Raw genomic sequence first — 21,180 nt, forward strand, 5'->3', positions numbered from 1 at the left:
ATCGTGCAGCAGACCCGTTTTTTCATGCGGTCCGACCAGCTTGCCGTTGGACTGAAGGTGGGGGAGGCTCGGGTTGGCGCTGGCTGCCGTACACGATCTGCGCGAGTTCCGCGGTCCGGTTTCGGCGGAGGAACTGGAGCAGTTCGGGACCGACGTGCTGGCCGGGTTCGTGCTCGCGCGGGCCTCGGCGGTGCTGGCGGGCGGCACCATCTGCGGGGACGTCGGACACCTGGACCAGATGCGGGCCTGGTTCGGCCGGCCGCTGTGGGAGATGGAACCGGCCGACGCCGACGTGTACTTCAGCAAGGTGCTGCTGGGCTCGCCGACCGCCACCCCCGAAGCTTCAAGCCCTCCACGACGCCCTGGCCAGCACCGAACGAGCCGCCGCCGGACTGCGCCGGCTCTCCGGCGGCATCGTCTCCACCGTTCTGTCCGATCTCGGCTCCGGCCGCCGTTCCCTCACCCACGAAGCCCTGGACGAACTCCCCGACGGCAAAGTCGTCGAACACATCCGGAGCGTCCTCGTCGCCACCGGACCCCTGCCCAAGCGGGACGAGCAGACGGTCCGTCTCGAACGGCATGTGAAGGACCTCGTCGCCTCCCACGCGACGACCGAGGGACGGAAAATCCTGCGCCGGTACGCAACTTGGCACCTCCTGCGTCGGCTTCGCCGTCGCAGCCGCGGCAAGGAGAGCACGTACTACCAGCTTCAGGTCGCGCGACAACATCTGCGGGCGGCCGTCCACCTCCTGAACTGGCTCGAGCGCCAGAACCTGACCCTTGCCACCTGTCGCCAGACCGACCTTGAACGCCGGATGGCCAGCGACGACGCCCGCCTTCGCCAGGAGGCAGGCCACTTCGTGCGCTGGGCCCCTCACCCAGAAGATCGCCCGGGATCTCACCTTCCCGGCCGAGCGATGGAACGGCCCCTCCCAGCCGATGGACGACGAAGCCCGCCGGGCCACCGCCCGACACCTACTGCACGGCGACACCCTCAAGCCCGAAGACCGCCTCGCCGGCCTACTGTTGCTTCTCCATGCCCAGTGGCCCGCCGCGATCTCCCGGCTCACCATCGACCACATCGAGGAGACCGACGGAGCCGTCCGCATCCAGCCCGGCGCCGTCCCGGTCGAAATTCCCGCACCCGTCGCTGAACCAGTGCCGCATCAACCAATGTTCGCCTGCAGTGCCGCGCCATTTGAAGGATGTGGCCGCAAGAGGAGAGAGCCAGGCCAACTCCGGAGGCCGGACGCTCCATTGCTACCGAAACGGTCATGAGGTCAGCGGTTGCCGTCCCTGGAGCCAGCGGAGCTGGGTTCGAGGACTGTGGGACTGGCGGTGGTGAGCGTGGTGAGGCTTTCGCCGTCCTGGGTTGCTCAGCGGGCTTCCGCAGGGGCACGGAGCTGTTCGGCCAGCTTCTGGAGTTCGGCAGCCGTGGCAGGCGAGGGGTTGTTGAGCCCGCTGTGCACGGCCGTCGGGCTCTTCAGGAAGCGCCGGAGCACTGTCACGAGCAGACCTTGCGGCAGAGTCCGCAAAGCGGCGAATGCGCGAGGTGCCGGTGGCGTCGCCATGGCGGCGAGGTTCTGCCGCATGAGGTGGAGCATGCCGCGGACCGCGTCGGGATCGTCGGCCAGCACTGTCGGGCCGCCTGCCGCGTACACCGCCTGCCCGAGCGGGACCTCGAACGCGGCGTGTGTCTTGAGCCAGGCATCTATGTGTGGCTCGGCCTTGGCGTTGATACCGGCGGTGCGGAACGTCTCCACGAACCGTTCCAGCCGGGGGGTGGTGCGGCCGTCGGGCTCGCCGATCGGCATCGCCACCCGGCGGGTCATGAAGTTGGTCTTGCGGTAGCGGACCACGTCGCCGTCCATGGTGCCGGCGGCCGTGGGGAAGCCGAGCAGCACCCGCTCGTGGCCGATCACCGCCCCCAGCGGCTGCGCGCCGGCCGCCCAGTTGTGCAGGAACAGCACATCGCCTTCGACACCGGCGAGTGACTCCAGCACAGCGTCCACCTGGTGGGTGCGCACGAAGACGGTGATCAGGTCGTACCCGCCGTCCGGGTGCTCGACCACTGGTACTGGTACGCGCCTGACAGCTGGGCTGTCGCCCTCGGCGAGCTGCACTCCGTGCCGGCGCAGAGCAGTCAGGCGCTCGCCCCGGGCGAGGAGCGAGACGTCGTGGCCGGCCTCATGCATGCGGGCGGCGAACAGACTGCCGAGAACCCCGGCGCCGTACACAAGTAGTTTCATGGCAAAGCCTCACTCATACGTTCGTTTGAATCATTCGTTCGTTTCATTCAAACATATGTATAGTCCTTCATGTGGCAACCACAGACACTCGCACCCAGATCCTCGACGCCGCCGAGCACCTCTTCGCCGAGCACGGATACCGCGGCACCTCGGTCCGCGCGATCACCCAACGCGCCGGAGCGAACCTGGCCGCTGTCGGCTACCACTTCGGCTCGAAGTCGGAGCTGATGGCGGCAGTCGCCCGCCGCGTGGTCGAGCCCATCACCGCTGCCCAGTGCGCCGGGCTCGACAAATTGCTCGCCCGGACCCCGGACCCTCCGGTCAGCGAACTGGTGGAGGCATTCGCGGGGCCGCTCTTCGACGAGATGCCGGCCGGTGACGAGGGCGGCGCCCGGACGTCCCGGCTGATCGTGACGATCCTCAGCGACCCGGCCGAGGAGGCGCGCAGCTGGACCGGCCCGGCCGAGGACTCGGTCCGTGACCGCTACTTCGCAGCGTTCGCACGCGTACTGCCCGGCCTTTCCCCGGAGGAGCTGTGGTTCCGGATGCGGGGGATCTTTGCCGTGACGGCCGTCGACCGCCTCCAGGTCCACCAGCAGCCCTCCCCCGGCTGCGAGTCCCCGGTAGCGGGCGACGCGGCCAGACAATGGGCGCTCACGTTCCTGACGGCAGCGATGAGTGCGCCACCGAACGAGACCTGACCACCCAAGACATACGCTGGCTGCGCCGGTCAGGCGGCGTTCGCCCTGGTGACGCACGCCATGCGGGCGGGTGTAGGTGGCCCGGCGGTGCGGTCGAGGTTCGCGGCAGGGGTCCTTGCCCTTGCCACCGCGTTCAGTCCACCGGCGTCCAGGATGGGGCTGGAGGTTGAGTGGGCCGAACTCGTCCATGCGGACGATGACTTCGGGCTCGCCTGGTTCAGGTGTCACCTCGCCGTCGGCGATGGCATAGAGGTGTTCGACCCGGCCCTTTTGGCCTCGTAGTCCGGTCTTTCGAGGTCTTCCAGGTCTTCACCCGTTGAAAGGTGACGCCTTCCTCGCGGAGCAGGATGCGCAGTCCCTCGTGGCTGATGTCGTCGACCACCCCCTCGTCGACCAGGAAGAAGGCCAGCTTGACCAGGCTCCAGGTCGAGAATGGCAGGCTGTGCTCGGCGCTCTTGGACTTGGCGATCTTCTTGATCTCCCGCTGTTCCAGAAGGGTGAAGGTCTTCGGGCGGCCGCCCGGTACTTGGGGTAGAGCGCCTCGAAGCCGTCGGCGTAGAAGTTGTGCACCACGTCCCGGACCCGGTCCGGGCTCGTGAACGTCACCGTCGCGATGCTGTCGACCAGCATGCCCTGCGCGGACAACAACACCATCTGGGCCCGCCGCCAGGTCACCACCGACCCCGTGCCCGGCGCACAATCCGCCGCAGTCGCTGCCCGTCGTCGTCATCGATCTCACGCACCCGCACATGCTCAGCCACGAGGACAGCGTGACGGATGACCAATGTCGGCCACATCCTTCGAATAGCGCGGCACTACAGGGCGAACGTTGGTTGATGCGGCACTAGCCCTCCAACAAGTCGCGGTCCGCCGCAGCCACGCCGTCCTCGCCCGCACAGACTCACCCTGGCTGTTCCCGGAGGCCAGCCCGGTCGACCGATCAGCGCCTGGGCCATGGGTAGACGGCTCCGCAAACTCGGCAACCGGCTGGCGGAAGCCCGCTCGACCGCGCTCTTCCAACTGGCCACCGAGCTGCCCGCCGCGGTCCTCACCCGCACCCTCGGCATCGACATCACCGTCGCCGTCAAGTGGCAGCGGGCCGCCGCCGGAGACTGGGCCGCCTACGCAGCCGAGATCAGCCGAAGGAACAGCTCATGAGATGTGCCATGGAAGGTGCAGGGGCATCGCGGTGCTTCGGACCGTCGCCGAGAACCGCGCACCAGCTCAGGCAGCGCACCATGGAACGCGGCAAGTGTGGGGCGCCATTCCTTCTGGACACAAAGCCTTGATCACTGCCTTGCGGATCGCTCGCCATGTCCGCAGGGAACACGCCAGGTCCAGCCCCTGCTCGTCTACATACAAGCCGAACCTCAGAATTCGCATCCTCATGATGGCGCAAACCTACTGATCATCAGCCTTCAGCGACAACGCTTTAGCCTTCAACGGCGTAGGACGTGAGGCAGCGGAACCGGGTCCCGACGATCGTCCAGTTGGTCCAGGCTGACGAGGACACCGTCCGGGAAGTGGTCCTCCGGCACACCGCGTTCCGCTGGGTCGATGCAACCCACCGTCCCGGTCCTCTCCCGGGAGGGAAAGGTCCTCGACTACGGTTTTGGCTCGCACCGAGGGCTCTGGCCAGAGCGTCTTCCCGGGTCGCGGCGGCGCCGTCTGGGGCGGTGGCACGCTCACCATGATCCGTGCCGACGGCAACCGGCAGATGTCCGTCGCGGTGAGTCTGGAGAGGTGGAACACGCTCGACTTCGCCGGTAAGCCGCAATTCCCGTCCTCTCGGTGGCGCCCTTGCGCGTCCGTACTGTGTGGCGATGTACGGCTGACTGACCGAGTAGGAAATCGGTGGGGTCGGGCCCACACCGACCGGGAGCGGTCGACAGCCCCGATGACCGTGCAGCGCGGCGACAGCCATCTGGAGCACCTCGCAGAGGCAATGGGGGTCAGTTGACCGGCAGTTCGTCGTTCTCCCGTCGGGAGGCTGTGCCGAGCAATGTACGTGCGACGTCCTCCAGCGATCCGAGCAGCGGGTTGGGGTCGTCAGCGCGCGTGACGAGTACGACCGCGCAGGGATCGATGTCGATGACCGGTACCAGGGCGATGTCCTCCCGCACAGCAGCGCGTCGATCGCCCACAGGGAAGATCGCGACACAGTGGCCGGTGGCGATGAGTTCCAGCTTGTCCTCGTAGCTGTCGTCGATCGCGGGCGGGGGTGGTGCCGGGCGGTCACCGACCGGCTTGGGCGTGCTCCAGACAACCGGAGTGTTGACGCAGGCCACCAGTTCCTCGTCCGACAGAGCCCGCAGGCTGACGGCTCTCTCGTTCGCCAGATGATGACTCGCCGACGTGACCAGTACCCGCGACTCCTCATGGAGCTTGGTCACCCGGAAGCCGTCCGTGGGGAAGGACAGCGGCTGGTACGCGACGAGGGCGTCCACCCGCCCCTCGGCGAGGGCGCGCGTGTCCCGCCAGTCGAGGTGCCGGGTGCGGACCTGGCCGTCAGGGTGTCGGCGGCGCAGCTCCTGCACACAGGCGGTGATGACCAGTCCTTCGGCGTAGCCGATGGTGACGGTGCGGGGCTGGGCGGCTGCTCTGGCCGTGCGAGCGGCTTGCTCGGCCTCTTGGAGCAGTATCCGGGCCCTGGGCAGGAATGCCTGACCGGCGTCGGTGAGGCTGCTGCCCTGCGGCGAACGGTCGAAGAGCCGGACACCGAGCTGAGCCTCCAGTCGCTGGATCTGACGGCTCAGCGACGGCTGCGCCAGGTGCAGCCTGGTGGCGGCCCGGCCGAAGTTGCCGTACTCCGCCACGACCGTGAAATAGCGCACGAGCCGCAGATCGACGTCCATTCGCCCAGGGTACGTCGCGCGCCGTCATACGCCTGGGGCATGACGGCATACGGAACAGGTCTTGGACAGCGAGTGCGGGTGGATATTTGGCTTGGGGGCATGACCACTTATGACGGCAAGAAGATCGTGATCACGGGCGGAAGCAGCGGTATCGGCCTGGCTACGGCCCGGTTGTTCGCGGACGGTGGGGCGCACGTACTGATCACCGGCCGTACCCGATCCACCCTGGACGCCGCACTGGAGCAGTTGGGGGGCAAGGCGATCGCCGTCCGCAGCGACGCCTCGTCCCTGAAGGACATCAAGGCGCTGGCCGGCACGGTCGAGGAGCGGTTCGGCGCGGTGGACGCGCTGTTCGTCAACGCCGGTGTCACTGCGTCCGCGCCGTTCGACTCGACGACGGAGGAGATGTACGACGCGCTGTTCGGCATCAACACCAAGGGCCCGTACTTCACGGTGCAGGCGTTCGCGCCGCTGTTGCGCGAAGGAAGCGGCGTGGTCCTCACCACGTCGGTGGTGAACGTCCTGGGCCTCGACGCGCTCAGTGTCTACTCGGCGAGCAAGGCAGCCCTGCGGTCGATGACGCGCACCCTGGCCCGCGAGCTGCTGCCGCGCAAGGTGCGCGTCAATGCCGTGAGCCCCGGCCCGATCGACTCGGGCATCCTGGACCGCTCCCTGCTGCCCGCTGACGTCGTCGAGGCGACGAAGGACACCTACAGGAGCACCAACCCGATGCAGCGGCTGGGGTTGTCCGAGGAAGTGGCCGCCGCGGTGGCGTACTTGGCGTTCGGTGCAACCTTCTCGACGGGAACGGAGTTCCCTGTCGACGGAGGGGCTTCGCAACTCTAGGTGCTCCGACCGCATAGGTTCGCCGGGTTGTTCAGGCCGCGGTGGCGAGGGGGCGTCCGCCCCAGCGGATGCCCCCTCTCGCTGCGGATGCGGGCGCGTTCCTTGCGCTCGGCGGCCAGGACGTCGCGGTGGCGGGCGTTGGCGTTGCGCCAGCGCGGGTAGGCGTGCAGGACCCGGGTCCGAGCTGTGTGGTTGGGGTGGTTCGAGTTGGCGATGGTGAATTGCCGCAGCGGTCCGAAGTGGGCCTCGACCGGGTTGGCCCAGGAGACATAGGCCGGGGTGAAGCACAGCTCGATCGTGTTCTTCTTCGCTCAGCGGCGAATGCCGGCGCCTTTGTGGGCGGACAGGTTGTGCATCCAGCCCCACTCCGTGCCGAAGAGGGTCTGCGAAGCGACGCTGACAAGCCCCTGGGCTCCTACGACGTAGCCAATGCTTTCGACGGTGTATCCGATGGTTGTTCGCACGGATCCACCCTTTCGCGACCGTGCCGCAAGATCGTCCTCCACAGGGTCGAAAACGCACTAGGCCAAAGGATGCAGTCGCGTGCGGAGAGCACCGGCTCAGCACCCCGCCGCGGCAGAGGTGTGGTCGACACCAGACGGCTCGGAGATGACGCCCTGCGCCCAGCGCACGGGCCGGTCGACCATCCAGACCAGCCTGCCTCCGTTGTGGCGCACCGCGTCGGTAACGTCCATACCCACAACACCGAGAGACGGCTCCTCAGCTGCGGACAGGCGCACCGACCTGGGCGCCTTGGACATCCCTGAGCCCCTCGCCAGAAGGCCACTCCCTCGCCGGCCAACCGCCACCGAACCCGTCCAGCACTTCATCGACGGCGTGATCGGAAACGGGTACGGCCCCAAAGACGTCTTGGTACGGCTCACCGACGAGCACGAGCAGGTCGCAGCCGCGGTCGCGGCCGCGATTGAGGCAGGCGCGATACCCCAGCAGTACCAGACGCTTGCCACAACAAGGTCACCGTGTGTGGGGCGGCCTGCCCCGGATACGACCCTGATCACAGCACGGGCTCCCCCGCCCCGCTACGAGGCCCCCGGAGGGAGGCGGCGGAGCGGTGGTCCAGGGCCTCGGTGCGCGCCTCAGTGGGCGCTGGTGCGCAGCACGGCGGCTTGCCAACCGGCGAAAGCCGCTACTTCGGCAGCCACAGCCAGCAGGAGGACGGACACTGCGTCGATCGGTCGCATGACCGCGAGCCCGCCGACGAGCAGGACCACGACCATGTTGACCGCCAAGACGCTGAGCAGTGACGCACGCAGGGGTAGTCGGGACACTGCGAGCAGCAGCAACCCCGCCCACCCTGCCGTGAGTACCGCCGCGCCGGCCACGAATCCGGCCGACACTTCGAGTGCCGCGCCCAGGGGGCTTGCGAACACCCCCACGCAGACTGCCGCAACAGCGCAGTACGCTGCGTCCACCCGCAGGCACACCGAACCCGACTCCTCAAGTCGCATACGGCAAGCGTAACCGCGGTTGGACGCAGCGCGCCGATCGGCTGTCAGTAGCGGATGACGCCCGGACGTTCGGCGGGCGCGTGCGGCGTACGGGCAGCGCCGCCCGGCGTCATGGAGAAAGAGCCCCCGGACAGGGGGCCCGGCGCGTAGCCGCCGCTGGTGAACGCCTGCGGGTTCGTCGCGTCGAACGACTGGCCGTCCACCGTCACGCCGGAGAAGTCCAGTTCACTGAAGGACGGATAGCTCTGGGTGGGGGATTCTATGACCGCTTCGGCGCTGGCGTTGTCCGCGCCGAGGTTCTGGTCTACGTGTTCGGTCCAGCCCTGGGTGTTGTCGGTGAGCGTCAGCGTGTAGCTGCCTCCGCCGTTGGAGACCGCAGAGGCCGTGATGCTGTCGCCTTCGGAGACCGGGTCGTTCCAGTACACCGGCGCAGCCGGGTACATCTCGTACCAGGCGGAGAGGACGGGCGACCCGCTGGAGCAGTCGGTCTGCACGCCGGTCTGTTCCACCGTCTGCGAACCGTATCCGTCCAGGCCGACCCAGGGGGCGAACAGGTCGTTGCTGCTGTTGCAGGTGACATGCGGTTCGGTCCAGGAGCCGCTGATGGTGCTGAAGCTTCCGGTGGCGACGTATCCGCCCCAGTTGCTGTCCTGGAATCGCCCCGTGTGCGAGCCGAAGCCCGCAGCACTGGCGGCGAGCGCCGACGTTCCGGCACACGCCGGGGCGAGAGCGACGGCGGCGAGCAGCAGACCCGCGGCTGCCGCTCGTCCGGTGAAGCGATTGCGTCTGGTTCCTATGTTCTTGCCCATGTACCGGTCTCCTGTGGGGGATGGAGTCGATGTTCGGGGCCTGTCAGACCGGGGTTCATCGTGTGTGCGGCCTGTGTGAACTCTCAAGGGTCAGGCGTCAACAGGAACCCGCCATGGCGAGAACATGACACAATGCCTGCTGGCGGGTACCGCTCGTCGAGCTCCGCCCGCCCGGAGCCGAAGGACGGTCAGGGTGTTCCCAGCCGGTTTTCACACTGTGTCAGGCGCAGTCCAGACGTCAGCACCCACGCGCGCGACCTCGGGTGGTCTGCTCGAAGGCCTTGGCATTCCTGAAGCAGAACAGAACGCCTATCTCCGTGTCCTCGCCTCTGCGCGCTGTACGGAAGCCGGTCTCGCCGTGGAGTTGGGCATCACGGCCGACCGTGCCGAGCGGCTGCTGACCGCGCTTGCCCATCGGGGTCTGGTCACCCGGCACGATGGCGTTCCGGTCCGCTGGTCAGCCGCGGCGCCTGACGTTGCCGTCGAGGCGCTGCTGCTACGCCGGGAAGAGGAACTGCTGCGCACCCGCGGCCGGGTGGGCGAGTTGATGCGCGCCTACCGGCAGGCCCAGCAACCGCAGACGGCTGACCTGATGGAGGTGGTCACCGGACAGGCCGCCATCGCCGAGCGCTGGCGGCAGATGCAAGACGGCGCACGGCGGCATCTCATGCTGTTCGACAAACCCCCGCACATCTCGCCCACCGACACCGAGCTGGAGCGCTCTTTGCTGGCTCGTAGCGTGCGCATCCGTGCGGTGTACGAGGCAGGTTCGGTCAGCGCCCCCGGGCGACTGGCTGAGATCCGCGAGGTGGTCGCGGCCGGAGAGGAGGCGAGGCTGCTGCCTCAACTCCCGTGCAAATTGGCCATAGTGGACGACCGCTGGGCCATGCTGCCGGTGGCCACCGGCTCCGAGTTGCAGGCCGCGGTACTGGTCCGTGCCTCTTCCCTGCTGGACGCGCTGACCGGGATGTTCGAGGCGTACTGGCATCGGGCGGTGGGAGTGCCGGACGCGGGCGGCCCGACACTCGGCGCGGGGAGCCGCCGGGGCGAACTGCTGACGCTGCTGTCGGCCGGCTTCACCGATGACAGCATCGCTCGCCAGCTGGGCGTTTCACCGCGCACCGTCCAGCGGTGGGTGCACGAGGTGATGGAAGACCTCGGCGCGCGAACCCGCTTCCAGGCGGGCATACAGGCGGCTCGGGCCGGTCTGCTCTAGGGGCTGTCGGATTGTTGATCAACGCAGTGGATCGATCTCGGTGTGGGTCGTGGTGACCTGAGGGACCGACAGTGGCCATTGCCGCAGCTGCCGTCACTGCCGATACCCGAATAGGGCGGCCCACGAATGGGGCGGCCACCCAGCCTTCATCGTTCGCCGTGCCCACTCGACGCGTCCGCGATCCATTGGCGCACGCTCGGCACGCGCGGCCCATCGATCTCGTAGACGGCCCTACTCGCCCGCCGGCCCGGCCGAAACGCGCCGGCGTCCAAGGCGGCATAGGTCACTCCGCCAAGCGGCACCCTCGACACCCTAGACGGAGACCGGGCAAATACTGGCAAGCAGAGAAGACCCTGATCACCTCCAAAGGTCGAAAGGCCAAAGAACTTCCCCATCTTGATGTCAAGGAGGCGGAGGAGTGCCTGAGCGTCGTTCCGAGTTCCGTACGCGGGTTCAGTGGTCGCCGAAGAAGATCTCCTTGACTTCTCGTACGGCGTAGTAGACCAGCACATAGCCGGCTGCCGGGTCGGCCCACCACCAGCCGATCGCGGTGTTGAGGATCAGTCCGAGCAGCACCGCGGCAGCCAGTAGCCCGTCGATGAGAGTGACCCGGCCCTCGGTGGTCAGCACCGGGTTGCCCAGGGCCGCGCCGGTGCGGGCCTTGCCGTAGGCCAGGGTGAACATCACGACGGCGGTGATCGCGGTCCAGGCGATGCCCAGTGGGGAGTGCTCCGGGTGGAAGGCGGTGGTCAACACCCACGTGGATTGCACCAGCAGGTAGACCGCGAGCAGCGCGAAGCCGATGCCGATCAGCCTCAGGGCGCGGCGCTGGCGGTCCTCGCCGGTGCCGGACAGTTCCCAGATGACCACCGTCGAGGCGCCGATCTCGATCAGGGAGTCCAGGCCGAACCCGGCCAGGGCGACCGACTTTGCGGTGATCGCCGCGATGGCGAGCACCACGATGCCGACCACGTTCCAGCCGAGCGTGATGTATTCCAGGGTGAAGCCACGGCGCAGCAGGGCCTGGTGGGTGGTGTCATCGGTGCTGGTCACCGCACGAGTTTCGCAGAGAGGCAAGGGCGCGCAGCGACCTGGTCTGCTCGGACGTGGTCAGGCTGCCCTGTCGAGGTGAGAGGCTGCTTGGTAGGGCGTCTTGTCGCGGATCACGGCCCACAAGACGTTGGTCCGCCGACGGGCGAGGACGATCACGGCCTGCTTGTGCCCTTTGCCCTCGCTGCGCTTCCGGTCGCCGCCGGTGGCGGCGATGAACTCCGCCCCGAGGGTGGGGCCATGCCGGGCAGACTGAGGATCACCGCGGCGTCCTGGTGCTGACGAAACCGGGCTTCGATCTGAGCATCCGGTTCGGCGACCTCCTCGCGATGGGCCGGCACTGCGTTCGCCAGCCGGACCACGACTTCGGCACCGAGCTGCTCCCCGGGCAACGCCGTCTGCTGAGCCTGGGCGGCCTCCACGGCCCTGCTTCTTGCCGATGTCTACGCCGGCGCCAAGGTCGGGCACGGTCCCCTCCGTCGGGTTGGGGTTCGCGATCTGGCAGACGACCACGCCGACGTTGTTTTACAACAGCGATCGTGTCGCGTTTCCCACTTGGCGGTCGGGCCGTCGCGGGGCTCCAGGCGGCCAAGTTTCCAGAGCCATCCGATCGGCGACGGGAAACGAGCTGTACCCGAAGCCCCTTGAGCCCGCCGCTCTCACGAATGACCAGTTGAGGCCCGCTGAGAAACGTAGGACAAGCTCAGGCCGATGCTTGGCGAGGAATCTGCCGGAGGCCACCACCTCGTCGGGCCCCCGCATCCAGCGGCCCCGCGCCAAGCCGTCCGGGAGAGTAGACCGTCCCCCGCGCACGCCCTCGATAGCCACTCCTTCGCTCCGGCCGAGGATCCGTACGTTGATGAAGCCCACTGCGGCCACGTCTGCGACATGCGGCAGAGAGCGCAGGAGATTCTGCGTTGCGGCGTCGTTGTGATGCGGGGCGCTCTGATCGAACTGGGTCTGTCCTCGCCAGACGGTCGACTGTGCCGTGCCGTAGTCCTGTTCCGCGTGGCCGTAGGAGACCATGGTGGCCGACAGGCCGGTGGCGAGGGTCACCGTGGCCACGCCGAGCAGGACCGAGACGACGGTGAGCAGCGCCCGTCCGGGCCGGGCGAAGGGCACGCCCAGGCCGAGGGGGACCGGGCGCGGTAGCCGGACGCCGGTCGGCCACCGCTGTACGGCCGGTCCCCGTCCGTCGCACGGTGCGCTGCCCGCGCTGATGGCGCGTGCCGCAGAGAGCCGGTGTGCGCAGGGCGCCGCCCGGCCGCAGCCGCCCGGGGCGGGCGGGCCATCACCGCGCAGCGAGCTGAAGCCGACTTCCAGGTGCGGGTCGTACGCCTCAGGCCGGAGGCCGGGTTCGTGGGTCGAGGGCTCGCCGAAGCGGCGGATGCGCTCGGTCAGGTACGGCGAGTTGGGCGCCAGGTCCTCGTGGTCGATCTCCCAGCCCTCCTCCTGGAGTTGGCGCACGATCTCGGCGATCTCTCAGCCCTTTGGGCCGCGAACACAAGGTCCTTTCGACCGAGGCGTATCCGGGTCGTGCCCCGGGAAGGTCCGGCCCGCGATCAGATGACCGCACCAACAGGTGGTTTCCCGACTGAACCGCTCCCGCGGTGGGCGAGGGCGCGCTACTTGTACAGCTGATCGTCCGATCAGACCTCATGCGCGACACCCGCTACAGGAGCACCCTTGACCGATACTGTCCAACTCGGCCCCGATTCCCTGCTGCGCCGCACTCTCGGAGAGCAGCGGATGGCGTTGGTGGCGTGGCGGCTGCTCGTGCTGCAGAACGCCGATCCGGCCGTGGCCGCCGGTGTCGCACAGTTCTCGACGTACCGGGCACATCCGTGGCGGCGCCTGGAGCACACCATGGACAGCGGCGTACGCCTGTTCTTCTCCGATCGCGACGGGCTGCGCCGGGAGATCGCGCGGCTGGAACGCACCCACCGCCGCATCCAGGGCAGCGACGGCCAGGGCCGGCCGTACACGGCGCTGGACCCGGCGGTGCGGGTGTGGGTGCTGGTGACGCTGTACGAGTCGATGACGGCCATGCGGGAACTGAGCGGCGAACCCATGACCGCCGCAGAACTGGATGAAATGTACGCCGAGTTCCGCGCGGTGTGCGCGGAGTTCGCTCTCCCGGACGAGTTGTTCCCTCCAACGGCCGCTGACGTGCCGGCCTACGTGGAGCGCACCATCCTGGAGCGCTTGGAGTACAGCGATGCCGTGCACGACTTGCTCTACACGATGCTGCGCCAGTCCCCCGCTCCACGACGTCTGGGACGGCTTCGGCCGGCCTGGCCCCTGCTGCGTGCTCTGATCGCAAAGGTCCTGACAGCGCTCACCCTCGCGGACCTGCCTGACGCCTTCCGGCAACGATTCGGCCTGCGCCGCACCCGCGGTGCCGTCGTGCTCTCGTGGATCTTGCACCACGGCACGCGCCTCGCGATGACCTGTCTGCCCGGCCGGCTGCGCTACCGAACCCCGCCGAACGTCGTCCTCTCCTCCCGGCCCGCCTCTGCACCCGCCGAGCCCGTCGCGGCTCCGGCCGCGCTGCATGTGCCGCGCCCCCGCCGCCCGCGTCGCGCTGATCCGCGCCCCGCACGACTGGAGGCATTCTTCCGTCGGGTTCTCGACCAGACCGGCGACGGATTCGTCAACGCCGCGGATCTGCAGGCCATGGCCCACAACGCCTGCTGGCAGCTGGAACTCGACGAGAAACAGGAGGCTGCCTTGTACGCCGCCTTCGACACCTGGTGGCAGCACATCCGGGCCACCATGGACACCGACGGCGACGGACGAGTCTCCGCTACCGAGTTCGTCACGGCCATGCTCACCGGCATCGACCGCGATCCCGCCTATCTGGATTGCGGCCTACAAGTCGCCGTACGCGCACTGTTCCATGCCGCGGACACCGACAGCAGCGGTCACCTGGGCGCCGACGAATACCGAGCCCTCTTCGGTGGCTCCCGTGTCCATCCCGCCGAACTCAACGACGGCTTCAGGCAGTTGGACACCGACGGCGACGGACAGATCACCGAAGCAGAGTTCACCGCCGCCTTCACCGACTACTTCGCCGCCCGCACGGACACCGTCTCAGGCGCCCAACTCCTCGGACGCCCCTGACCCCGCTGAGCGATCGAGCGCATCCCTGGACGACCGCGCCGCGCAGCACAAGGACAGCGAGAGCGGCACCCTCTGATCACGGCCCGACACATTCTCCAGGACGGTTGACGGGCCTCGGTGACGAAGCTGTAGAGCTCGACGCGGCGCGCTCGGCGAGAGCCTCCCGGCCGCGGACCACGTGGTCGGGTTCGTGCCACACGACGTCCTCGGCGTACGTTCGGGCAATCGCCGCACTGCGGCGCTCGGAGTCCGGTTCGTTGAAGACGTCGAGAAGGTTGCGGCGCATCAGGTCGGCGACGGTGCTGTTCATGGGCGCTCCTTCGGGTCATGCCAGCCGGCATCTTCGTTGAGGCGTTCTGGTGCGGGGTCAGAGAGTGCCCTGCCGGCTCGGTTCGGGACGTTTCGTCGTGCAGCACGATGGAGACCTCGCCGGCCTCCACCTGCGCGCCTCAACGATCCGGATCGAAGACCTGCCCCACGGCATTTCACGACGCTCGTGGGTCTTGCACCCATTCCACCTGACAGCAACGCCGGCCGGCGGCTGTCACCGAAGGCGACCTTCCCCCGTCGGCCACATCGTCACGGAGGATGACGGCCCTTCCGCCGTCTGAGGGTGCGGCGGAAAGGAATCGGACATCTCTGAGCAGCCGGGCATGCCGTCGGCGACAGGCAGGTAATGATCGGGAGCGAGCTTCCTGTGTTCAGGTGGGGCGGTCGCTTTGCTTGCCGATGCGACAAGGGAGGGGCGGTACGTGGGGGTGGCTGAGGGCCTGGGCGGTGACGAGTGCCCGGACCTGTGCGAGTTCCTGGCCGTGTCGGCGTGGCTGACCGGCTTTCCGACCGAGGAGTTACGTGCCACGGGGCTGGCCGAGGAGTACATGCCGGTCGTGCGCAAGCATCTTCGTCCGGTGGAATACGAGCAGTTGACGCGTGTGCGGTCGAGAGGCGGTTCCCCGCAGCGGCTGCTGGGCTCCGAGGCCCTCACGGCCGCGAGAGCCATCACCGCCCTGTGGTACACGGGCAGTTGGCCGGGGCCGCCGTCCTACGTGGTGTCACGCCGGGCGTACGCGGGCGGCCTGGTCTGGCGAGCCGCGGGAGGACCGGCGCCGGGAACGGCGCCGGGCGGGTTCGGCAGCTGGGCCGAGCCGCCGACCGCGCCGGAGCAGACCCGGTGACGGGTGACGGGCGCTACGACGTGATCGTGGTCGGGGCCGGGATCGCCGGTTCCCTGGTCGCCGGGAGACTGAGCCGGAGCGGGCGCCGGGTGCTGGTGCTGGAGGCCGGCGTACGACACTCCGATGCCGAACGGGGGCACCGCGAGGTCCTGGACGCCTACTTCACCGCATCGCCCAAGGTGCCCAGCGCGCCGTACCGTCCGTCCGACACCGCACCCTGGCCGGAGGTCACGCATCTCAGCGGCACGGAGGACGGCGGCTACCGTGCCGACGGCTACTTCGTGCAACGCGGAGAGCTTCCCTACGCGAGCGGCTATGTCCGGGTCAACGGCGGATCCGGGGTCGTATGGACCGGCCTCACCCCACGGATGCTGCCGGAGGATTTCGACACCGAACAGTTCGGATACGGCCGCCGATGGCCACTGACCTATGCCGACCTCGAGCCGTGCTACCGGGCCGCCGAGCGCGAACTCGGCGTCTGCGCCGACGCCGAGGAACAGCGCACCCACGTCGGGCTGCCGATCCGCGACGGGTACGTCTTCCCCATGCGCGCCCTGCCACCCAGCCACCTCGACCAGGTCATGGCCGCCCGACTGGACGGGCGCCGGGTGACCGATCCCGTGGCGGGGCAGATGGTGGAACTACGGGTGGTCGGAACCCCACACGCACGGAACAGCACACCCGATCCGGCCTACGACGACGGCGCGGGCTACACCCCGGTCGGCGCCCACGGCAGGCCGGATCCGCACAGCCGTTGCGTGGGCAACGCCACCTGCATCCCGCACTGCCCGGCGCAGGCGAAATACACGCCGCTGAAGACCCAGGGGCAATGGGGGCCCTCCGTCACGCTCGTGGACCGCGCGGTCGTCAGCCGGGTCCTGATCGACGCCGCAGGCCGCGCGAAGGGGGTGGAGTACCGGTCGTACGACGGGTCACGGCACACCACCACGGCCGATGTCGTCGTGCTGTCCGCCCACGCGATCGAGAACGCCAAGCTGCTGCTGATGTCGGAACTCGCCAATCGCAGCGACCAGGTGGGACGCAATCTGATGGACCATCCGGTACTGCTGACCTGGGGCCTGATGCCGGAGCCGGTCGGGCCGTACCGCGGTCCGGGCTCCACCTCCGGCTTCGAGGGATTTCGCGGCGGTCCGGGCCGCGCCCGGCGGGCTCCGTTCCGGATCGAGATCGGCAACTGGGGCTGGGTCTGGGCCAAGGGGCAGGTCGACGGCGACGTCAGCGAACTCCTGCGGCAGGGGTTGTTCGGGCCGGCGCTGCGGCGGGCCGTGGGCAACCGTGTCGCGCGGCAGTTCGCGTTGCAGTTCGAGATGGAGCAGGCTCCGGACCCCGCCAACCGGATCACCATCGACCCCTCGATCCGTGACCCGCTGGGGCTGCCCCGGCCCATCGTGACGTACGGCCTGTCCGACCATGTCAAAGAGGGCATCGCGGCGGCGAAGGGGGTCTCGGACGAGATCTTCTCCCTGCTGGGAGCCGAGGACCACACGGCCTACGCGCCCGAGGCCGCCTGGCCCGGCCGCTTCGAGCATCGCGGTGAGAGCTACGGCTATCGAGGAGCCGGTCATGGGGCGGGCACGCACATCATGGGCAGCTCGGCGGGCACCTCCGTGGTCGACTCCTGGCAGCGGTGCTGGGACCACCCGGGCCTGTACGCGGTCGGCTGCGGCAGCATGCCCTCCGTCGCCACGTCCAATCCAACGCTCACCATGGCCGCGCTCGCCCTGCGCAGCGCGGAACGCATCGAAGCAGACCTCGCCGAACGCGACCGACCCGCAGACCTGACTCGTACCCCAGGAGCCGTCCGATGAGCCCTGCGCCCCTGCCCCCGGTGGCGGAGCCGTTCCAACTGCCCTTCCACTACGGAGCCCTGCACATGATCGGGGTGGACTATCTGGTCGACCCCGAACCCGTCCGCGTGACGCTCGCGAAGCACCACCCGGCGCTCGCCGCCGCCGACTTCGCCGGGCGTGCCCTGGTCTCGCTCAACTACCAGCTGTACTTCGCCCAGTACGCCTTCGGTGGCGGCATCACCCAGGAGATCGAGATCAACATCATCGCGCACCCCGCCGATGCCGGCGACCGGGTCCCCGACGTGACGTACGCCCAGTACGCCCAGGGCTGGGACCAGACGCGGCTGCTGGGCATCGCCCGCATCCACGTCCTGTGCGACAACCCGCTCGCCATCGACGCCGGCCGCCGCCTGTACGCCGAACCCAAGCACCCCGGCTGGTTCGAGGTCCACATGCCCTCGCCGAACGGCGACACCGCCGGCCGCTGGAACGTCCTGTGCAAGCACGCCGAAACCGCCGCCGGCGACACACTGGAGCGCCGGGACACCGACGTCTTCTCGCTCACCGCCGACCTCGCCGGTCTGCCCGCCACGCCGGTCAACAACACGCCCATCACCGGGTACGGCACCACCGACGAAGGGCGCGCCCTGGCCGGCCCGATGGTCATCCACCAGCCCGGCCACTGGCACCCGCTGGACACCTCCGACACCGAACGCGTCCGGGTCACCGTCCACGACGAGACCACCGAGGCCGGTCAGGACCTCGTCCGGCTGATCGGGGAGGCTTCGCCGTCCGGAGCCTGGACGTACCAGTCCGCGCCGGTCGCCGCACACCAGCGCCCGTACTACCTGCGCACCGGGCCTGCCGAGGTCGGCTAGGGGCTGTCCGCATGTTGGTGATCGGCCCGGACCGCACCTGCCTGCGGGACGAGGACTACCGGCAGGCATCCTGACCGTGGCCAAGGGCGGCCCGGTGGGGCGAGAAGTTGCCGGCGTTCTGGAACGTTCCCTCCGAGCACTTGGATTCACCTGCGCACCACGAAGCCGATGGAGTCGGCCTTCGCCACTGTCCGGCTACGCACCAAGGTTGGCGTGCGCGCCCCCCATTCCACGGAGCGCGCGGTGTGCGAGTGAGTATGCGTCAGGGCGGCTCGCTCGCCCGGTCCGCCTGGATGACGAGATCGAATTCCCCTGTCCGACGGAGGCGAACGCTCCCTGGGGTGGACGTACACGGACAGGGGGATGTCCGAGGCTGGAGTTCCTGCTGACGAAGGGACATCCAGGTGGAACGCTGGGACCGGGTCGGACGGTGCGCGGGATACGGGGCGGCGCTGGCAGTGTCGCCCTATTTGCTGATCAAGGTGTCGTGGGTCGTCGGCTCGTTGCTGGGACTGGCGCCGATCGGCGAGGGTTTCAACCTGGCCGGTTGGGTCCTCCTCAATAGCGTGACCATCGGCATGGCTGCGATCGGGATCGCCCTGGCGCTCGCCCTGGTGCGGCCCTGGGGCATGCGCATACCGGGGCGGCTGGTGGCCTTCTGTGCTTGGACGGGATCCGGGTTCCTCGTGTCGATCCTGCCGTACGCCGTGCTCAGTACGGTGCTGGATGCTGCGCGCGGCGGCACAGCGACCAGTGGGGGCGAGGACTCCGCCATGCCTGGCTGGGAAGCCGCTCTGATCCAGTTCAGCTTCATCGGGATGGGGCTGGGGCTGGCCCTCGCGCTCCCCGCCTACCTGCGCCGACGCTGGCCGGACGCCTTCACCGCGAGAGCCGGATGCGGTACCCCCACCGTCGTGCCATGGGCCGCTGCTGTCGCAGCCGTCGTCGGTCTTGCCTGGCTGTACTGGGCAGTTGGCGGCACCCTCGGAGTCGCGCACCCGGCGGAGCGGGACACCAATGGGTGCCTTGTGACGGGCGTGGGTGCGCTGTGGGCACTCGCCGGATCCGCCGCCGTCTGGATGCTTGCCCGACAGCGTCCTGCCCGAGTGCCTCATCACCTGCTGCTGGCGCTCGGCTGGCTCGGCTCGGGCTCGCTCTTCGCGTGGAGCGGCTGGAAACTGCCCCTCACGCTATTCGTCGCACTGGCCCACCCCAGCGACGTCACCCTGCCGGAGAACCTCGCCGTCGCTGCGGTGCTGCACGTCGCCGCCGTGGTTGCGGGGGCGGGCATGTTGAGATCACTTGTCGGCTCACGCCCACGCGCCCCTGCTGGTACCGGCTCGACACCCCTGCACACGTAGGGGCTGGGCGGTACAGAGGGCGAAGCCTGTCAATGGAGAGATCGTGGCCTGGTTCGCGTCCACCGTGCACGCTCTCCGGCGGCGCCCAGCTTTTGAGCCGCTCTCACGCGGGGCGATGGTGTGTCCGGCCTGATGCGTACGTCGTGCGGGGGCGCGACAGCGGGCCGGAGACGGGTACCGCATCCGGCAGAGCACTGGAGCCCTGCCGGATGCGGTTGGTGGGGCATGTGGTCGAGCGGGGGCGAACTCTCATCGACGTTCGCGGAGGTGGCCTGCGCCGACCGCTCGCCTACTTCTCGGCAGACGGGCCCCAGGCAACGGAGGGTGTAGTGCCCGACCATGTACGACTCTGGGTGCGGATCGTCAGCCACCTCCAGGCCGAGGCCGACGTCAAGGGCCTCGCCGTCCAGCAGGGGTAAAAGCCTCTGCCAGTGCTGATCACGGCCGGACAGTGAGGCGATTCCCCGCGGTTCGAGCCGTTCCTCGAAGCGATCCGGATTCCCCGGAACGGTCCCGGCCGGTCCCGCGGGAGACCGGAGCGGGTGCGGGGCGACAAAGCGTACGACTCCTGCCGCGACCGGTCTCTACCTGCGAAGGCGCGGAATGAAGGCGACGCCGAACGGCCCGCCGATGAAATCGGCGGGCCGTCGGGGGATCTGTGCGTCAGTTCAGAGGAATGTCAAAGTTCTTCGCGGAGATCGAAGTGCCGCTGGACGTCTTCGCGGCGAGGCGCTTGTACCGAAGCACAAGCTTCTTCGTGCCCTTGCCCGGGGTGAACACGACCCAGCCGGTCGTGGTCTTGCCCGTTTCGGCATCGGGCAGCGGCGGGTATCCGGCAGCCTTGACCTCGTCGTCGAGGATCGTGGTGCTCGCCTGGTCGATCCCGTTGGGCATGCCCGTGAGATAGAACGAGTTGGCGCCGAAGCTGTCGTAGTACTTGCTGCTCGCCGTCACCTTCACTTCGACGAGGACGACCTGCTCATCCGCCAGCGCTGAGTACTTGGTCTTCGAGGCAGCCGAAGGCTGGTATCCGCTCACGTACTTGAGAACGGTCGCCTTTTCGCCCATCACGTCGTCGGTGAACGACTTGTTCACTGTCACCGGGCTGCCGGACGACCCGCTGTCTGCGCCGGCAGTCGACGCCAACGCGCTGGGCGTACCCGCGACGCTGGTGCCACTCGGAGCGGGGGCCGACACTGTCGGCGACGGCGACGCGGTGCCGTCGGACGAACTGCCCGAGTCGTCGTTGCACGCGGTGAGCAGCGCGCTTCCGGCGACTATCGCCGCCATGACAGGGAGAAAGGTGCGAATACGAACGCGCATGGCGCAAACCCCTTAGATTCGAATGCGAGCCCCGAAACCAGCCGCCCTGACCGTTCCCGAGCGTTGCTTTCGACGTACTAGCAGGAGCCGATCGCGACTTTTTCGGTCACCTTCACGACATCGTGCGTGGTCCACGACCGGCACGCGAATGCGCTGTACGGCGGGGAGACGACGAGGTGGTGGCATGGGCACCGGACGCCGTGAGGAGGCTGTCGGCCAGGGAGGCCGCAACGGCTGCGGCGACTGTCCGTGCCTTCTTGGAACTCATGGATGCCTTCCAGTTCATCTGGGATGCAGGGGCGCCCGCCTCAGTG

At 68.5% G+C, this 21,180-nt stretch carries 19 protein-coding genes and 3 pseudogenes; 9 read left to right on the forward strand and 13 right to left on the reverse strand.

The genetic code is table 11. From position 1 onward, the window contains the following. Positions 1 to 299: 299 nt before the first annotated feature. The gene (locus tag AQI95_RS48185) at positions 300 to 857 is read right to left on the reverse strand and encodes a hypothetical protein (RefSeq protein ID WP_167361997.1); all 558 of its coding nucleotides are present in this window, start codon (positions 855 to 857) and stop codon (positions 300 to 302) included. A 519-nt stretch (positions 858 to 1,376) separates the two neighbouring features. Next, positions 1,377 to 2,249, reverse strand: coding sequence for a ketopantoate reductase family protein (locus AQI95_RS41970; RefSeq protein WP_067136496.1), 873 nt, complete (start codon positions 2,247 to 2,249; stop codon positions 1,377 to 1,379). Positions 2,250 to 2,320: 71 nt separating this feature from the next. Here AQI95_RS41970 and AQI95_RS41975 point away from each other — a divergent pair, with 71 nt between their 5' ends. Further along, entirely contained in the window at positions 2,321 to 2,950 is a 630-nt protein-coding gene (locus tag AQI95_RS41975) for a TetR/AcrR family transcriptional regulator (RefSeq protein ID WP_067136498.1), read from the forward strand. 48 nt (positions 2,951 to 2,998) lie between these two features. Here AQI95_RS41975 and AQI95_RS45895 read toward each other — a convergent pair. Continuing rightward, positions 2,999 to 3,711, reverse strand: a pseudogene (locus AQI95_RS45895) (helix-turn-helix domain-containing protein); the annotation flags it as partial. Between the two features lie 193 nt (positions 3,712 to 3,904). Between AQI95_RS45895 and AQI95_RS41990 the strand changes: the two are divergent. Beyond that, the gene (locus AQI95_RS41990; protein WP_079071943.1) at positions 3,905 to 4,108 is read left to right on the forward strand and encodes a hypothetical protein; all 204 of its coding nucleotides are present in this window, start codon (positions 3,905 to 3,907) and stop codon (positions 4,106 to 4,108) included. Between the two features lie 794 nt (positions 4,109 to 4,902). Here the strand turns inward: AQI95_RS41990 and AQI95_RS41995 are convergent. After that, on the reverse strand, positions 4,903 to 5,805 hold the full coding sequence (locus AQI95_RS41995) for a LysR family transcriptional regulator (protein ID WP_067136506.1): 903 nt from the start codon (positions 5,803 to 5,805) through the stop codon (positions 4,903 to 4,905). A 99-nt stretch (positions 5,806 to 5,904) separates the two neighbouring features. Between AQI95_RS41995 and AQI95_RS42000 the strand changes: the two genes are divergently transcribed. Beyond that, positions 5,905 to 6,651, forward strand: a complete 747-nt coding sequence (locus AQI95_RS42000) for an SDR family oxidoreductase (RefSeq protein ID WP_067136508.1) — start codon at positions 5,905 to 5,907, stop codon at positions 6,649 to 6,651. 31 nt (positions 6,652 to 6,682) lie between these two features. Here AQI95_RS42000 and AQI95_RS45900 read toward each other — a convergent pair. The 4 genes and pseudogenes from AQI95_RS45900 to AQI95_RS42010 form a co-directional block, all read right to left on the reverse strand. Beyond that, a pseudogene (locus tag AQI95_RS45900) lies at positions 6,683 to 7,007 on the reverse strand (IS630 family transposase); the annotation flags it as partial. Between the two features lie 204 nt (positions 7,008 to 7,211). After that, positions 7,212 to 7,346, reverse strand: a complete 135-nt coding sequence (locus AQI95_RS50005) for a hypothetical protein (protein WP_279617059.1) — start codon at positions 7,344 to 7,346, stop codon at positions 7,212 to 7,214. A gap of 402 nt (positions 7,347 to 7,748) precedes the next feature. Next, positions 7,749 to 8,120 (reverse strand): hypothetical protein, encoded by a 372-nt coding sequence (locus AQI95_RS42005; RefSeq protein ID WP_159056706.1) that lies wholly within the window; start codon positions 8,118 to 8,120, stop codon positions 7,749 to 7,751. Positions 8,121 to 8,164: 44 nt separating this feature from the next. Further along, entirely contained in the window at positions 8,165 to 8,929 is a 765-nt protein-coding gene (locus tag AQI95_RS42010) for a G1 family glutamic endopeptidase (RefSeq protein ID WP_067136510.1), read from the reverse strand. A 193-nt stretch (positions 8,930 to 9,122) separates the two neighbouring features. Between AQI95_RS42010 and AQI95_RS42015 the strand changes: the two genes are divergently transcribed. Then, positions 9,123 to 10,145 carry a helix-turn-helix domain-containing protein gene (locus AQI95_RS42015; RefSeq protein ID WP_244189067.1) on the forward strand — a complete coding sequence of 341 codons (1,023 nt, stop codon included), beginning with the start codon at positions 9,123 to 9,125 and terminating at the stop codon, positions 10,143 to 10,145. Between the two features lie 453 nt (positions 10,146 to 10,598). Here AQI95_RS42015 and AQI95_RS42020 read toward each other — a convergent pair whose 3' ends face one another. The 3 genes and pseudogenes from AQI95_RS42020 to AQI95_RS48560 all read right to left on the reverse strand — a co-directional run bounded on the left by AQI95_RS42020 (position 10,599) and on the right by AQI95_RS48560 (position 12,662). Further along, positions 10,599 to 11,198, reverse strand: a complete 600-nt coding sequence (locus AQI95_RS42020) for a cation diffusion facilitator family transporter (RefSeq protein ID WP_067136511.1) — start codon at positions 11,196 to 11,198, stop codon at positions 10,599 to 10,601. Between the two features lie 57 nt (positions 11,199 to 11,255). Continuing rightward, positions 11,256 to 11,620: pseudogene (locus AQI95_RS50505) on the reverse strand (hypothetical protein); the annotation flags it as partial. Positions 11,621 to 11,720: 100 nt separating this feature from the next. Continuing rightward, positions 11,721 to 12,662, reverse strand: coding sequence for an ABC transporter permease (locus AQI95_RS48560; RefSeq protein WP_067136512.1), 942 nt, complete (start codon positions 12,660 to 12,662; stop codon positions 11,721 to 11,723). A gap of 219 nt (positions 12,663 to 12,881) precedes the next feature. Here AQI95_RS48560 and AQI95_RS42030 point away from each other — a divergent pair, with 219 nt between their 5' ends. Then, positions 12,882 to 14,318, forward strand: a complete 1,437-nt coding sequence (locus AQI95_RS42030) for an oxygenase MpaB family protein (protein ID WP_067136514.1) — start codon at positions 12,882 to 12,884, stop codon at positions 14,316 to 14,318. Between the two features lie 76 nt (positions 14,319 to 14,394). On the opposite strand, the gene AQI95_RS42035 is transcribed toward AQI95_RS42030, so the two are convergent. After that, positions 14,395 to 14,628 (reverse strand): nuclear transport factor 2 family protein, encoded by a 234-nt coding sequence (locus tag AQI95_RS42035; protein ID WP_067136516.1) that lies wholly within the window; start codon positions 14,626 to 14,628, stop codon positions 14,395 to 14,397. A gap of 442 nt (positions 14,629 to 15,070) precedes the next feature. Here AQI95_RS42035 and AQI95_RS42040 point away from each other — a divergent pair, with 442 nt between their 5' ends. The 4 genes from AQI95_RS42040 to AQI95_RS42055 all read left to right on the forward strand — a co-directional run bounded on the left by AQI95_RS42040 (position 15,071) and on the right by AQI95_RS42055 (position 19,543). Continuing rightward, on the forward strand, positions 15,071 to 15,493 hold the full coding sequence (locus tag AQI95_RS42040) for a hypothetical protein (RefSeq protein WP_244189068.1): 423 nt from the start codon (positions 15,071 to 15,073) through the stop codon (positions 15,491 to 15,493). Then, positions 15,490 to 17,322 (forward strand): GMC family oxidoreductase, encoded by a 1,833-nt coding sequence (locus AQI95_RS42045; RefSeq protein ID WP_067136518.1) that lies wholly within the window; start codon positions 15,490 to 15,492, stop codon positions 17,320 to 17,322. The genes AQI95_RS42040 and AQI95_RS42045 overlap by 4 nt, the downstream gene beginning before the upstream one ends. After that, positions 17,319 to 18,182 (forward strand): hypothetical protein, encoded by an 864-nt coding sequence (locus AQI95_RS42050; RefSeq protein WP_067136520.1) that lies wholly within the window; start codon positions 17,319 to 17,321, stop codon positions 18,180 to 18,182. The genes AQI95_RS42045 and AQI95_RS42050 overlap by 4 nt, the downstream gene beginning before the upstream one ends. Positions 18,183 to 18,586: 404 nt before the next feature. Continuing rightward, positions 18,587 to 19,543, forward strand: a complete 957-nt coding sequence (locus AQI95_RS42055; RefSeq protein WP_067136522.1) for a hypothetical protein — start codon at positions 18,587 to 18,589, stop codon at positions 19,541 to 19,543. Between the two features lie 663 nt (positions 19,544 to 20,206). Here the strand turns inward: AQI95_RS42055 and AQI95_RS48190 are convergent. Beyond that, the gene (locus AQI95_RS48190) at positions 20,207 to 20,866 is read right to left on the reverse strand and encodes a hypothetical protein (protein ID WP_167361998.1); all 660 of its coding nucleotides are present in this window, start codon (positions 20,864 to 20,866) and stop codon (positions 20,207 to 20,209) included. Between the last annotated feature and the right edge of the window lie 314 nt (positions 20,867 to 21,180).

It is taken from the genome of Streptomyces yokosukanensis (genome assembly GCF_001514035.1).
Classification (GTDB): Bacteria; Actinomycetota; Actinomycetes; order Streptomycetales; family Streptomycetaceae; genus Streptomyces; species Streptomyces yokosukanensis.

Bases quoted from the DNA above. Each gene is read 5' to 3' on its own strand.
- AQI95_RS42010 (WP_067136510.1), bottom strand. From the start codon at position 8,929: ATGGGCAAGAACATAGGAACCAGACGCAATCGCTTCACCGGACGAGCG.
- AQI95_RS42000 (WP_067136508.1), top strand. From the start codon at position 5,905: ATGACCACTTATGACGGCAAGAAGATCGTGATCACGGGCGGAAGCAGC.
- AQI95_RS41990 (WP_079071943.1), top strand. From the start codon at position 3,905: ATGGGTAGACGGCTCCGCAAACTCGGCAACCGGCTGGCGGAAGCCCGC.
- AQI95_RS42050 (WP_067136520.1), top strand. From the start codon at position 17,319: ATGAGCCCTGCGCCCCTGCCCCCGGTGGCGGAGCCGTTCCAACTGCCC.
- AQI95_RS41995 (WP_067136506.1), bottom strand. From the start codon at position 5,805: ATGGACGTCGATCTGCGGCTCGTGCGCTATTTCACGGTCGTGGCGGAG.
- AQI95_RS50005 (WP_279617059.1), bottom strand. From the start codon at position 7,346: ATGGACGTTACCGACGCGGTGCGCCACAACGGAGGCAGGCTGGTCTGG.
- AQI95_RS42005 (WP_159056706.1), bottom strand. From the start codon at position 8,120: ATGCGACTTGAGGAGTCGGGTTCGGTGTGCCTGCGGGTGGACGCAGCG.
- AQI95_RS42035 (WP_067136516.1), bottom strand. From the start codon at position 14,628: ATGAACAGCACCGTCGCCGACCTGATGCGCCGCAACCTTCTCGACGTC.
- AQI95_RS41970 (WP_067136496.1), bottom strand. From the start codon at position 2,249: ATGAAACTACTTGTGTACGGCGCCGGGGTTCTCGGCAGTCTGTTCGCC.
- AQI95_RS48190 (WP_167361998.1), bottom strand. From the start codon at position 20,866: ATGCGCGTTCGTATTCGCACCTTTCTCCCTGTCATGGCGGCGATAGTC.